At 61.0% G+C, this 14,155-nt stretch carries 6 protein-coding genes; 1 reads left to right on the top strand and 5 read right to left on the bottom strand.

Annotated elements, in window-relative coordinates; translation table 11 throughout:
* Position 1: 1 nt before the first annotated feature.
* The 4 genes from J7399_RS06260 to J7399_RS06245 form a co-directional block, all read right to left on the bottom strand.
* Positions 2-6,418 (bottom strand): type I polyketide synthase, encoded by a 6,417-nt coding sequence (locus tag J7399_RS06260; protein WP_209084668.1) that lies wholly within the window; start codon positions 6,416-6,418, stop codon positions 2-4.
* A 118-nt stretch (positions 6,419-6,536) separates the two neighbouring features.
* On the bottom strand, positions 6,537-7,904 hold the full coding sequence (locus tag J7399_RS06255) for an oligosaccharide flippase family protein (RefSeq protein WP_209084667.1): 1,368 nt from the start codon (positions 7,902-7,904) through the stop codon (positions 6,537-6,539).
* Complete coding sequence (locus J7399_RS06250) at positions 7,901-8,725, bottom strand: glycosyltransferase (protein ID WP_348539436.1); 825 nt, start codon at positions 8,723-8,725, stop codon at positions 7,901-7,903. Before J7399_RS06250 ends, J7399_RS06255 begins: the two co-directional genes overlap by 4 nt.
* 105 nt (positions 8,726-8,830) lie before the next feature.
* Positions 8,831-11,812: a calcium-binding protein gene (locus J7399_RS06245; RefSeq protein ID WP_209084666.1), complete on the bottom strand. Its 2,982-nt coding sequence runs from the start codon at positions 11,810-11,812 to the stop codon at positions 8,831-8,833.
* Between the two features lie 272 nt (positions 11,813-12,084).
* On the opposite strand from J7399_RS06245, the gene J7399_RS06240 reads away from it, so the two are divergent.
* Entirely contained in the window at positions 12,085-13,257 is a 1,173-nt protein-coding gene (locus J7399_RS06240; protein WP_209084832.1) for a serine hydrolase domain-containing protein, read from the top strand.
* A 97-nt stretch (positions 13,258-13,354) separates the two neighbouring features.
* Here J7399_RS06240 and J7399_RS06235 read toward each other — a convergent pair whose 3' ends face one another.
* Entirely contained in the window at positions 13,355-14,155 is an 801-nt protein-coding gene (locus tag J7399_RS06235; protein WP_209084831.1) for a metal ABC transporter permease, read from the bottom strand.

Raw genomic sequence — 14,155 nt, 5'->3', positions numbered from 1 at the left:
CTCATTCCGCGGCCTCCCGAAGCATTTGCGGCGCAGCCTCAGCTTCCGCCGCTGCAATCACCGCCTTCAGCCGCGTTGCCAGCACCCGCACATTGGGTTCCAGCACCATGGAATCATGATCGCCCGGCACCTCAAAGACCTGCACATCCGGTACCCATTGCCCCCAATCATTGTCGTGGAACACATAGGCACGGTCCTGATCCACCAAGCGTCCATTGCCTAGGGCCCATTTACCCCGAAGCGGCGGACGGAAGAGGGCGAGGTTGCCGCTCCAACTCTGCACCTGATAGCGCGCCACAGCCTGCAAAAAGGCCGCTTCGATCTCCGCATCATGGAACTGCTGCCCCTGCGCCTCGGTTTCCTGCGCGGGTTGGCGTTTTGCGATTTCCCAGGCGATGCGATTCTTGGCCCAGATCACCGGATAGGCCACACCTTTGGTGCGCAGCTCCTTCAGCTGAATGCGCATCCGGTCGGCGCGGCTCAACGCACGGCGCACGGGCAAAGGGGTATCGAGCATCGCCACCAGCCGGACGTCATCGCCCATGGCCTCAAGCTGTCGCGCGATTTCATAAGCGGTGATCCCGCCCCCAGAGAAACCTCCCAACAGATAAGGCCCTTCCGACTGCACCTGCTTCATCTCCTTGATGTAGTCTGTGGCGGCGTCCACCAGATCATCATGGGGCTGTGCATCCCCAAACAACCCGCGCGCCTGCAGGCCGTAAAACGGGCGGTCCGCGCCGATCAGATGCGCAAGATGGCGCAGGTTCAACACATTGCCAAACATTCCGGCCACAAGGAAAAACGGCGTTTTGGAGCCACCTTCCCCCTGATGCATCGGCACCAGATGGGTGAAGCGCGTCGTCGGTTTGGTGTCGTCAAGGTTATCTGCGTTTTGCGCGGAGGTCTGTGGTCCCTGATCCCCGACACGATCCGCGATCAGCGCGGCACAGGTCTCAATGGTCGGCGCTTCAAACAGAACCGAAATCGGGAAGTCGATCGACCAGGCTTTCTTGACCATGGCAAACAGACGCACCGCAATCAGGCTGTGCCCGCCGAGATCAAAGAAACTGTCCTGCACGCCAACCTGTTCAACACCCAAAAGCTCCTGCCAGAACCCGGCCAGAGTGCGTTCAATATCCGTGCGTGGGGCGATGAAATCAGTCTCTAATTCAGGCCGTTCAAAGCTTTGCGTCGGCCCTGCGTCTTCCTGAACACCGGCCTCCGCCTGCTTGACCAACACGGCAAGATCCAGCGAGGACACCACCAGTTGCGCGCGTCGATCACGCAGCGCCGCCTCAAACATCTGGGCGCCAATTTCTGGGGGAATGCCTTGGGACAGATTGTGGGCCAGCCGCTCCTCTGCGGCAGAGAGCGGGGCGAGCGCTGCGCCCGGGTCTGCAAACTGAACTTCGCTCTTGCTCAAGGGCTGTGCCTTTGTGAAACCGGCAGCGGTTTCCACTTGGCGCAAGGCAAGCCCGTTCACTTTGACACATATGTTGCCCGCAGCATCTGCCAGCGACACATCAAACCGTGCCGAGCCTGACGCGCTGTCTCCGCTCACCAGCCGCACATGGCTCACCACAGTTTCAGGCAGTGGGGCAAACTGGGCCAGTCGCGCATATCCCACCGGCACCCACAAATGCCCTTGCGCATATCCGGGGATAAGGTCCATCGCCCAACCGGTGGCAATATCCAGCAGCCCCGGATGCATCTGCAAACCGACCCCGTCAAACTGGGCATCAAGCCGCAGCTTTGCCAGGCCTTGCTTCTCGCCCAGAGCGGTTTCGCGCAGCACCTTCCAGCGCGGGCCAAAGCGCATATGTGCTTCCTGCGGCGCGCGCAACGCTGCGCCAAAGCCATCGTTGGTGATCGGACAAGACGCCGTGAGTTCAGAAACATTCAGCCGCGCTGCCGGTGTTTCGCGCACAGGAACCAGCTGCGCTTCCGCATGTGTCTGCCATCCCTCTTGCCCGTCAAACAGCACCGCTGTTTGCACGGCAAAGGCATAGCCTGCAGGGCTTCGTCGCAGGGTGACGCGCAGCGCGCAATCTGCATCCTCCGCCACATGCAAGGGGCGCAGGAACAGCAGGTCCTCGATGGCAAAATTCTCGGTTTCCCCCTGCGCAGCCAATGCCTCATACGCCAATGCGATATAGCCCGTGCCCGGCATCACCGCCGCACCGTCTCCGGTGCGATGCTCATCCAAAATCCAGTCCTGCGCTGTCAGGTCGGCGGTGAAGATGCGGTTGCCCTGCGCATCAAATCCGGCCCCTGTGAGCAAGGGCGTGTCAATCGCATCAACCGGTGCCTCAGGTGGGGGGGCTTGCCGCGCCGCCACGGCGTCTGCCGCCATGCCAACCTCTGACCAAAGCCCCCAGTTGATCGCGCGCACCCGCGTTTTTCCGCCTGCGCGCGCCTGTGCGTAGGCATTCAGATAGGCATTTGCTGCCACATAGTCGAGCTGCCCCGCAGGGGCTGTGGCGGTAGAGGAGGAGGCAAACAGCATCAGCCAATCAAGGCTGCCGTCCGGGAACAGCTGCTCCAGCACCTGCGTGCCGTGCAGCTTGGGCGCCAGCACATCTTCAATACTGGCTGAGGTCTTTGCCAGCAGGGGACCGTCATCAATCACACCCGCCGCATGGATCACGCCGTTGATCTCGCTAAAAGCCTCTCGCGCGGCGGCGACCGCTGTGGCCATCTCATCACTGTTGCACACATCCGCCGCCAGCGGCAGCACGCTGCCACCAAGGCTTTCGAGCCGCTCTACCGCGCGCATCCGCTGCGCCACGCGATCGTGTGGAGCATGGTTTTGCAGATAGTGCGCCCAGCTTTCACGCGCGGGTAGGCTCTCGCGTCCCAGCAGAACAACATTTGCACCGGCTTCGCGGATCATGCGTTCCGCCAATGTGAGGCCAATGCCGCCAAATCCACCGGTGATGAGATAGGTGCCACCCTGTTGCCAAACGGGCATGTCTTCGCCTTCAAGCGCAACTGTGCGATAGTCGCGCTCAAACCGTTTAGCTCCGCGCCACGCCGCGATCTGCGCTTTTGGCGGGGCCAGCACTTCTTCAAGCAGGCGGGGGATTAGCGTGCCACGTGTCTTTCTACTCGGTGTCTCTACATCCAGCAGGCTTGCGCTTACCCCGGGCAGCTCGCGGCCCATCACCTGCACCGCCCCAAGCACGGTGGCTTTCTCCGGATAGGGCAGGGCTTCTGCGCGCGCTTGCACGGCGCCATTGCCTACGGCTGTGATGTGCAGCGGGGTTGGCAGGTTTTCTTCGCTCACCGCCTGCGCGATGAAAAACAGGCTCATCAGCCCCTGTTCCTGATTGCGATGGAAGAAGCTTGATCCGGGGCGATGGCTTTCATCTTCGGTGAGCAGCCACAGATGCACAATCCGATCCGGCGCGCGCCCTTTGGCCATCAGGCTCTGCATCAAAGCATCATAGCCCTCGCGTCCACGTTCCGGTGCCAGCGCATATGCATCCGGGCCAAGCTCGGCAAAGGCATCACCGGTGATGACTGTCACCACATCCTGACCTGCGGCGCGCAGCTTGTCTGCCAAGGCCGACCCCGTGCCACCTTGATCGACAAAGATCAGCCAGCTGTGCCGCTCTGCCCGCTCCAGTTCGGTCTCAACATCAATCTCGCATTCCGCCAGCCGCGGCGTCCATACGGGGGCGTAGGTCCAGTCGGCGGTGTCCTGCAGCCGCATCAGCAGCTCATCTGCCGCGTCAGCCTGTCCTTGCCCCGGCTCAATGAAATAGCGGCTGCGCTGGAACGCATAGGTGGGCAACACAACTTTCTGACGGGGCAGCTCTCCCCACAGATGCTCAAAATCCACATCCACCCCGAAGGTCCAAAGCTGGGCCAACACGGTCAGGAAATAGAGATCATCGGCGGTCTGTTCTTCCGGGTGGCGCAATGACGACAGCACCTGATCCGCCTTCACATCAGCATGCATTTTGCTGAGAGATGACAGGGCTTTGCCGGGGCCGACCTCCAGATAGATCCGTCCGGATTTTCTGGCCAGCTCAGAGATGCCATCAGCAAACAACACGGTATGGCGCAGATGCCCGACCCAGTATTCTGGGTCCGTCGCTTCGTGATCCAGCAGCGCTTTACCGGTGCGGTTGGAAATGATCGGCAAGGTTGGCGCAGTGAGGTCAATACTGCGCAGATAATCGCCAAATTCCTCTAGGATCGGTGTGAGCATCCGCGAGTGTGCGGCGATGTCGATCGGCACACGCTGCGTGTCGATCTTCTTCATCGCCAGCTTGGTTGCGAGCACATCCAGCGCCACGTCTGAGCCTGAAACCACGGTGAGTGTGGGGGCATTCACCGAGGCAATATCCAGATCTTCGCCCAGATACGCCTCAAGCTCCGCCAGCGGCAAAGGCACCGACAGCATCCCGCCTGCGGGCACCCGATCAAACAGCTGTCCGCGCAGATGTACCAGCTCGAGACAGTCCTCAAACGACATCACGCCAGCCAGACAGGCGGCCGTGTTCTCGCCCATGGAATGCCCGATCAGTGCGGCGGGCGTCACACCCCAGCTGATCCACAGCTGCGCCAGCGCGTATTCCACCATCATGATCAGTGGCAGCTGCAGGCTTGGCCGTTTCAGCCGCTCTTCAGCCTTTGCAACATCCTCGCCCGTCGCAAGCCATAACGCCCGCAGCTCTTCGCCGCCTTTGTCCGCCAGATGGGCAAAGCCGCGCTCCATCCAATCGGCAAAAACAGGCTCTGTTTCAAAGAGATCACGGCCCATGCCCACATATTGCGCCCCGCCGCCCGGGAACATGAATACCACCTCCGGCGAAGCTTCTGCACGGCGCGTAAACACCCGCCGCGGATCATTACTTTCCAGCAGCATCGCCGCGTCCTCATGGCTCTCTGCCAGCACGATACGGCGATTTTCAAACGCACGCCGACCGGTCAATAGGGTGTAGGCCACATCCGCCAGCGGCTGCTCCGGGTACTCTCTCAGATGTGCAGCGAGGTTGGCTGTATTGGCTTCCAGAGCCTTTGTGCCGCGCCCTGACACCGCAATCAGTTGCAGCGGCCAGTCACTTTCAGCGCTGTCCGGGCGGTCCGGGGCTTCTTCGATCACCACATGGGCGTTGGTGCCCCCCACGCCAAGGCTGTTCACCCCGGCGCGTCGTGGCCCCTTGCGCCGCTCCCAGTTCCGCAACGCGGCATTCACCGCAAAAGGACTGGTTTCAAAATCAATCGCCGGATTGGGCGCTTCAAATCCAAGACTTGGCGGCATCTCTTTGTGATGCAGCGACAGCGCCGTTTTGATCAGGCTCGCAGCACCTGCCGCTGTGTCCAGATGGCCGATGTTGGTTTTCACTGACCCGATCCGGCAAAACCCTGTCTCCTCAGTGGTTTCCCGATAGGCTTCGGTCAGCGCGGCCACTTCAATCGGATCACCCAGATAGGTGCCGGTGCCATGGCACTCCACATAGTCCACCGTGTCCGCACTGACATCCGCAATCGAAAGCGCATCCGCTACCACCGCCGCTTGCCCACCCACAGAGGGGGCCAGATAACCCGCCTTGTCAGAGCCATCATTGTTAACCGCAGAGCCTTTGATCACGGCCCAGATGTGATCGCCATCAGCAATCGCATCGCTGAGCCGGCGCAGCACAATCGCGCCCGCGCCCGAGCCAAACACCGTGCCCTGCGCACGATGGTCAAAAGCATGGCATTCCCCATCGGGTGACAGGATTTCGCCATCCTGAAACACATAGCCCCGCCCGTGGGGCAGCTCGATGGTGACACCGCCCGCAATCGCCATGTCACACTCGCCATTCAGGATCGACTGCGCCGCATAATGCACCGCGACCAGCGAGGTGGAACAGGCGGTCTGCACGCCAAGGCTGGGGCCTTTCAGGTCGAGAATATGGCTCAGCCGCGTGGCCAGAAAATCCTTATCGTTCCCGGTGTGACGCAGCAGGAACATGCCGGTATTGTCCACCAGATCGCGGTTGCTGCAGAGGTTAAAATAGAAATAACTGCCCATACCGCAGCCCGCGAAAACCCCGATGGGGCCGCCAAAGTGCTCCGGCATATGGCCAGCGTTTTCAAGCGCTTCCCAGCTTACCTCAAGAAACTGGCGGTGCTGCGGGTCCATGATCGCGGCTTCTTTGGGAGACAGGCCAAAAAACTCCGCATCAAACTCGGCAAACCCGTCCAGCATCGCCGCCGCTGGCACGTAATTTCGGTGGTTGAGCCGCGCCTGGCTTTCGCCATTCGCCAGCAGGTCCTCTTCGCTGAGCTGTTTGATAGAGCGGATGCCGTCGCGCAGATTTTGCCAATATTCCTCTATGCTGGCCGCGCCGGGCAAATGCGTCGCCATACCGACAATGGCAATATCCGTCGCTTGGACAGTCTTCGTTACAGTGTCGCTCAAATTCTTGCCCGCCAAAGTCACCTGCGCCAAACGCGCGTGAGATCAGCCTTTCCTTTACAAAAAAGCTCTTTCATTTCGCTTAAAAGTAAAATCACAACCATACTTCAGAAAGGTCAAATCAGGGCAAATTGAGGGCAGAAAGTGCGAAAATGGTCTTTTGATGCAAGACCCATACCAATGCACCGACCCCAATGCCCACGGCCCAGAACAAAGCGTCGTGGCGCGCGTCCCACGCTGCATGTTTGCGCGCCAACCAGATGACAACCGGATAGGCCAGCAGCATCGCCAAGCCTTGCCCGATCAGCGCTCCCGCCAGGCCGAACTGCGTCCCTCCCATAGTGAGCCCCGTCATCACCAATCCGGCGCGTGTCGCGGCAAGCAGGAAAAATCCTCGGCTGTCACCGGCCGCCAGCGCCGCATTGTCATAGGTCAGCGCGATCATTTGAGGGATCTGCATCAGCGCGAGCAACACAACAACCCCGCCAGCCAGCGCATAGCGCGGGTCATAAAGCGTCTCGACAAGCCACGGCCCAAGCAGCGCAAAGCTCGCTAGCAGCGCAAACAATCCGCCGCTCAGTAACAGCCGCATCTTGTGTAAATGCGCGCGGTTCTCCGCGCTCTCATGCGGAGGCTTTTCGCGGTAAATCGGGATCAGCAATCGCCCCGCCAGCATCCCGCCCAACAGCCATGGGAAGGAGGCAAGGAAATAGCCGATGTTGTAGATGCCAAGCGCACTCAGGCTCAGGAATTTCCCCAGAACAATTTTGTCCCCCTGACTCAGCAGAAACCCGGCCGCCGTAGAAAGAAAGATCCATTTGCCAAAGTGGATCAGTTCCCGTGCCGCCGGACGCTCCCAGCGGACGTGATTGCCCGCTCCGGGCAGCAGAAGATGGTAGGAGATCAGCTGAATGATCAGCGTGGTGACCGCGCTGGCCACCAATGCCCACACAGATCCGGTGGCCCAGGCCACCAGCACGCCCACCACCAATCCAATCACCTGCGCGCCCAGATCAATCGCCGTGAGGCGGCCCAGAACCAGATTGCGGTTGGCGCTGTCTTTCTTGGTGGGGAACAGTCCGGAAATCAGCAGAGTGACCCCGACCACGGGCAGGATCTGCGCCAGCTCCGGTGCGGCATAAAACGCCGCTGCCGGTGCCGCCAAGGCACAGGTCATCACCATCAGTACTGCGCCCCGCAACACCTGAATGGTCCAGGCCGTGTTGAGAAACGCCGGATCCTCGCCCCGCTTGGATTGCAGGATCGACTGGCTCACGCCCATATCACTGAGGTTGTTCAGCCCCTGCAAGAACACCCAGACAAGGCTCATCAGGCCAAAGGCTTCGGGGAACAGAAGCCGCGTCAAAATCAGGTTGGAGGCCAGCCTGAGCGCCTGACTGCCACCATAACCCAAAATGGTCAGCCCGCCGCTGCGCAACGCGCGCGCGGCCAGCGATTGTCCTTTCGTGATCTGTTGCAGGCGGCTCATCGCCCGCGCTCCCAGCCCTGCGCCCTCTGCGGGGTGAATTTCACAACCAAGGCCACCGCCGCATAAGTACCAAACCCAATCGGATCACGCAGCGCCATGGCCAGCATTTGCCCCGCATTCACCGGCAATTTGTTGTCGTTCTTCGCCAGTTCTGGATAACGCGCAAAAACCTCATGCACCCCGGCATTCTGCCGCCGCCGCACCCGAACCAGGGCACCAAAGCCTTCCACCAGCGGCCAATCATACCCGGCTGACACGCCCACCCGTTCTGCGGGGGCAAAGGACAGCCGCACAAAGGTGTCGTCAGAGATGATGTCAGGGAAATCTCCCCAGCGCGCGCGCCCTGCGGCATTCACCGCAAACAGCCCCGCGCCGGGCACGCCTTCGGTGATGAAAGGCACTTTGGCATAGGTGCGCGCATAGGCCCGTGTCGCCCAGGTCGCGGCCTTGCTCAGGCGCAGTTGCCCGCTGGCATAACGTGGCGCCTCGGTTGCCAGAACATCTGCCAGCTCGCCAAAAACTGCCGCATCGACGAGCACATCCGCATCCAGATAGGCACGCATCTCGTAAGCCGCCGCCGCATCCGCCGCGTTCAATGCGCCAATCTTACCGATGGCAGGCAGGTCCAGAACAACCAGATCCCAGCCCTTCTGTGCAGCGCGCTCCGCAAAGCCTTTGGCGATTGTCACAGTGCTGTCGCTGCACCCATTGGCAGCCACCACAATCTGCGCACGCGCCAGTCCCTCTGATGCCAGCACAGCCTCAAGGCAGGTCCCGATATGGGCCGCTTCATTGCTCGCTGGAATGAGGATGCTCAACACCGCGCGGATGCCTTCTTCTGATCAATCGCGGCGACCCTAACAGAGCCAATCACACACGGGCAGGGGGATCTGCCTGCATTATCAACCCTGTGTCTCAATTGCCCTCTACAGAAAGCCCGACAGCGGCAGCACCAATGCCGGTGCATCTTCAAAGGCCACCGCCTCGATCTCGGTCAGAAGATAGTCCCGCCCTTCCGCGCGGACACGCACCCGCGCGCCGTCACGTTCCCAGCTGTAGTCTGCACGGGTGCCCGGCAGCAGCACGCGATCCAGACCGGCACCACCATGCAGCAAATCGCCCCGTCCGCGGGCGACCAGAATATCATTGCCATCCCCGCCCAGCAGCACATCGCGCTTGCCGGTGCCTTCCAGCCTGTCCCGCCCGTCGCTGCCCAGATAAATCCCGCCGTGCAAAAACGCATCCCTGTCGCGGGTTTCGGCCCAATGCGGCCCGTCAATGTTGTATGCGGTCAACCGGTCTTGGCGCGGGGTCTTATCCCACAGATGCCGCAGATGCCCCCAACTGCCCCATTTGCTGGGCCGCCCCACGTCGCTGTAGGCGTTAAAGCCGCGCCCACCCAGCCGCCGCCACGCCACCAGCATCTCATCATAAACCTCCGCCAGCTCTTCGCTTGTGCTGAAGGCGGTGAAGAAATCCGTGAGCGCTTCGTCATTGGCCTCAACACCAACGCCCACCACATGGCTGCCGCCCTCATACATCAGGAAATCCAGCCCGGCTTTGCGCGCGCGCTCTGCGTGGTAAGGCAGATACTCCTGCGTCATCCGGCGCAGATCGCCTGACCGCAGCGCCTCTGCGGCTTTGGCAAACAGACCGTCATGACGCCGCTCCGCCACAAACTCACGCAATGCAACCCGTTGCAGGCCTTCCGCACTGCCCGCTGCCTCCGCCGCCGCGCGCGCCTCTTCAAGCCAGCCGCGCACGGTTTCCGCGCCCTCTTCAACGCCAAGCGAAACGCCAAAATATCCGGTCACAGCATAGGCCTCAAACAGGCTCACCGGAGCAGGATTGCCCTCTGCCTGCCACAGCGGGGCCTCAAGCAACCCGTCCTCATAACCGGGCCAGCCGGTATGCACTGCGATCACCCGGCTCAGCCGCGCCTCTGCCGCCTCCCCAAAGACATCCCCCCAGATCTGCGCCATCTCGGCGGCTTTCATCCCGGCAAACTGCATCTGCACATCGCTGCCTTTGCCCCAGCGGGCTTCGCCTTCGCGCAACACCCATTGCGCCTGCTCAAAGCCCCAGTTCCAAAGCTCGTTGGAATACTCCACATGCGCCAGCAGTTCCGGGTCCAGATGGTCGCGCACATAGGTGGCAAAGCGCGTCATATAATCAGCCTCCGCGAGGTGAGGCATGTTGAACCAAGGGTCCGCACCGATCTGATTGGCCAGCGCAACCATCACCTCAACCGGTACACCGCGCCAGGCATAGGTGAAATCGCTGGGCAACGGGCGTCCGTCCCAGCGCGATTGCGAGGAGCCATTGGTCTGCATCCAATCCATGAACCGGACCTGACGCAGATCATCCACCACGTTCAGCCAATCCGGATTGAAAAGCACACCTGCGTTCCAAAGCGGGATATGCGCCATCGACAGCACTGTGATGTCGCGCACATAGTTGCCGGACAGCTCCGGATCCGGGTTGCGGATCTTGATCCCCACCAGCCCATCACCGGGTGTGTAGTCAAACCAGATCTCTCCGGGGGCTTCCCGCACCACACGCGCACGCCCGGTGAGCTCGATTGCGTCGCTGCCCTGCCAGGTGACGCGGTAGCGCCCGGCGAGTCCTGAGGACTCCTTCGGCTGATCGGTGAACAGCACCGTTTCAATCGCCTCGATCTCCTCAGGCAATCCCCAGACCCAGCCGTCCTCATCGACCAATCCGCGATCCTGCAGGTCTTCAAAACTCAGGGCACCCCAACGCCCGTCCACATGGCCAACCCAGGGGCGTGCGGTCTTCATACGGTTGAGAAACGGATGCTGCGTTGCCCAATCGCTGACCTCGCTCAGCCCCATGGACAGTGCCGGATCGGCCAGCCCCAGTCCCGCCAATTCCGAAGGGCTGTCTGCTGCGTCGGAAAATCCGCTTTGCTCCAGCGCCGCGCCTTTGTTGGCCGCCTCAATCGGGCGCAGCACCAGACGGTGAATTTCGTCGCGCACGGCCTCCCAATAGGTGCGCACATCCGGATGGATCGTGTTCGGCAACGCAACCGACAGCGGCAGTTCGGATTCAAACAGCCAGACATAGGTGATCGCGCCCGCCAGCAGGTAAGTGGTCGCCGTGCCATGAGGCGCATCATCGGAGTAGAGCGCCTCAGACGGCATGCCCTCCAAAACGCCCCCATCCAGCAATTGCGCCATCACGCTGGCCACGGGGATCAGGTCAATTTGCACCTCAGGCCGCGCCGCACGCAGCTGATCCACATAGTCTTCAAACCACGCATGATAGTCTCCGGTGTTGAACCGCTGATATTTGCGCAACTGGCGCGCATTTGGTGGGAAGCGGCGCACCTGATTGCCCATATAGGCCCAGCCCTCATAGATCGCATAGCGCACCGCATCTGCGTCACCGAACCGTTCCTGCAGATTGTCGATCACGTCCAGCGTCGCCGTGACCGGGGAGTAATTGTCCGGATTGTCGCCCTCATAAGGCTGCTCTGGTGCGCGATACTGAATGAAGTTTGCAGGCGTGATCAGCACACTGTCCCAGCCCACATCGGCAAAGTTGCGATAAGCGCGTGCCCAGCCGCGTTGCACCTCTTCAAATCGCCAATTGGCGGAAGGCCGGCCACTTTGGGCAAAATCGCGCAAAAAGCCCCATTGGCCATCCAGTCGAAGGTCGGTTCCAGCGGCTTTGGCAAACACCGCCATCCAATGAGGTGCGGTGGTTTCATCGCTGTCGGTCAGGTGGTGCACCAGACTGTTGCCATAGACATAAACCGCCTGCGCGGTCTTGCCGTCTGTCGTGTCCGCAGTCTGTGAGCTCGTCTGCGTAGCGGCAAACTGCACCGTGCAAAATGTGGCCAACACAGCAAGGCCGCGTCTGATCCACTGTGTCGTCTTGGTCATGCTCTCTCCCTGAGCGGCGTATTCTACAGCCCGGATGGTCATCCGTGGGGCCACTATGCTGTGATTCCCCAAGCGCATCAAAGCCGATCAGGCTTAACAGAGCGTGGCTTTGCGTCACCTTTCAAAAACTGGAACGCTTTTCTGGCCTTGCTCAATTTGATGGCATAGAGGCAGTGTGAGGCATGACAATGAGGAGCAGCACCATGATCGGCACAGCGTTACCCCAAGACAGAGGGTTTGATGTCGGCCGGTTGGAGGTGCTCTCCGGCTGGATGGATCAGCTCGTTGCGGATCGCAAATATGCCGGTTGCGCCCTGCTGATCGCCAAAGAGGGCGATGTGGTGTTTGATCATGCCACCGGCCTGCGCAGCCTGTCGCGCAACCTTCCGTTTGAACGCAACACTGTTGCCCGCATCTATTCCATGACCAAACCGATCACCACGGTGGCGCTGATGATGCTGGTGGAACGCGGCCTTGTTCATCTGGACGCCCCGGTTTCTGAGTTCATCCCCGGCTTTGCCTGCAGCCATGCCCTGATCCCCGGCGCGACCTCGCTGGATCAGGTGGAACCCTGCGCCAGCCCGACCCTGCACCAGCTTGCCGTCCACACCAGCGGTCTCACCTATCCGTTTAACCCGGGTCTTGTTGCTGAAGCGATGGATGCCGAAGATCTGCTCTTCAAACCCACCCAAGGCAAACTCGAAGACGTTGTGAACAAAGTCGCCGCCCTGCCGCTGGCCTTCGCACCGGGGCAGCGCTGGGAATATTCCGTGGGCATCGATGTTCTGGGTCGCGTGATCGAGGTGGTCTCCGGCAAATCGCTGGAGAGGTTTTTCCGCGATGAAATTCTGGATCCGCTGGGCATGACCGAAACCGGCTTTTCAGTTGTGCCGGGAACGGAGTCGCGCTTCGCCGATCTTTACACCCCGCTTGAGGGGGACGCGATGGCGCTCAACGCGGCAAAGGTCGGTGCCAACACGCTGCGCGAAGTGGACAATGCAGAACGGTCTCCTTTCCTGAAAGCGGAAACCTTCTCCGGCGGCGGCGGTCTTGTGGGCACCATGGATGATTACCTGCGCTTTGTCGAAATGCTCCGCTGCGGCGGCGCGCTGGGCGACACGCGCTTGCTTGCGCCACGCACCGTTCCCTTCATGATGGACAACCATCTCCCCGACGAGATCGCCGCCATGGGACCGCAGAGTTTTGCTGAACAGCCGATGGAAGGCATGGGCTTTGGTCTTGGCGGTGCGGTGGTGCTTGATCCTGCCCGCGCCCGCTGTCCCGGCAGTTTTGGCGATTTCAGCTGGGGCGGAATGGCCTCAACCTTCTTTTGGACCGACCCGATGGAGTCGCTGTCGGTGGTCTTCTTCACCCAGCTCTCTCCGTCCAGCAGTTACCCAACCCGTGCACAGCTCAAGGCTCTGGTGCAAGCGGCGCTCACCTGAGCCTGCCATAAGTGTTAACGCGGATGGTGACACTGAGATGCACACCTCCGCGATACAGCCGCAATACCGACGCGATACAGACGTCTGCGAAAATTGGTTAATTCTGCGCTGGGCGCAGCAGGCGGCCAAGCACTGTCATCACCAAAAACAGCGCGGCGGCGACGCAAACCACAGACGGTCCGGCAGGCGTATCCATCTGATAAGACAGTCCCAATCCGCCCACCGCAGCCGCCGCGCCGATGCCCGCAGCCCCAAAGGCCATGACTTCTGGCGAGCGTGCCACCGCACGTGCCCCTGCCGCCGGAATGATCAGCATCGCCACAATCAGCAAGGCCCCAACCACCTTGATCGCCACCGCCACCACAATGGCCAACGCAAATGTCATAAGCTGTTGTTCACGCTGCGGATTTAGCCCGCTGGCATAGGCAAGGTCCCGGTTCAATGTGGCCGTCAGTAGCGCCTGCCAGCGCCAGGCCATCAGCCCGACAACCAGCGCCGCGCCGCCCCAGATCACGATCAGATCGGTTTTGCTCACCGCCAGAATATCGCCAAACAGGTAGGACATCAGGTCCAGCCTTACCCCTTGTAGAAAAGACACCGCCACAAGACCGAACGCCAATGCCGAATGCGCCAACACCCCAAGCAGCGTGTCGACGCCAAAGCCTTTTTCCGAGAGGTTGGACACCGTCAGCGCCATGGCCAGCGCAATCGCCATCGCGCCAGCAAAGATCGAGACCCCGAGCGCCAAAGACAGCGCCACCCCAAGGATCGCCGCATGGGCCGTTGCATCGCCGAAATAAGCCATCCGTCGCCAGACCACAAAGCAGCCGAGAGGGGCCGCCGCAAGCGCAACGCCAACGCCGGCGAAAAGCGCGCGAACGAGAAAATCATCAAACAT

The organism is Shimia sp. R9_1, from assembly GCF_017743775.1.
Classification (GTDB): Bacteria; Pseudomonadota; Alphaproteobacteria; order Rhodobacterales; family Rhodobacteraceae; genus Shimia.
This window is presented reverse-complemented; position numbering and strand designations above follow the sequence as displayed.

Excerpts from the sequence above, each read along its gene's own strand:
- J7399_RS06255 (WP_209084667.1), bottom strand. The coding sequence starts at position 7,904 with ATGAGCCGCCTGCAACAGATCACGAAAGGACAATCGCTGGCCGCGCGC.
- J7399_RS06245 (WP_209084666.1), bottom strand. The coding sequence starts at position 11,812 with ATGACCAAGACGACACAGTGGATCAGACGCGGCCTTGCTGTGTTGGCC.
- J7399_RS06240 (WP_209084832.1), top strand. The coding sequence starts at position 12,085 with ATGGATCAGCTCGTTGCGGATCGCAAATATGCCGGTTGCGCCCTGCTG.
- J7399_RS06235 (WP_209084831.1), bottom strand. The coding sequence starts at position 14,155 with ATGTTTGATGATTTTCTCGTTCGCGCGCTTTTCGCCGGCGTTGGCGTT.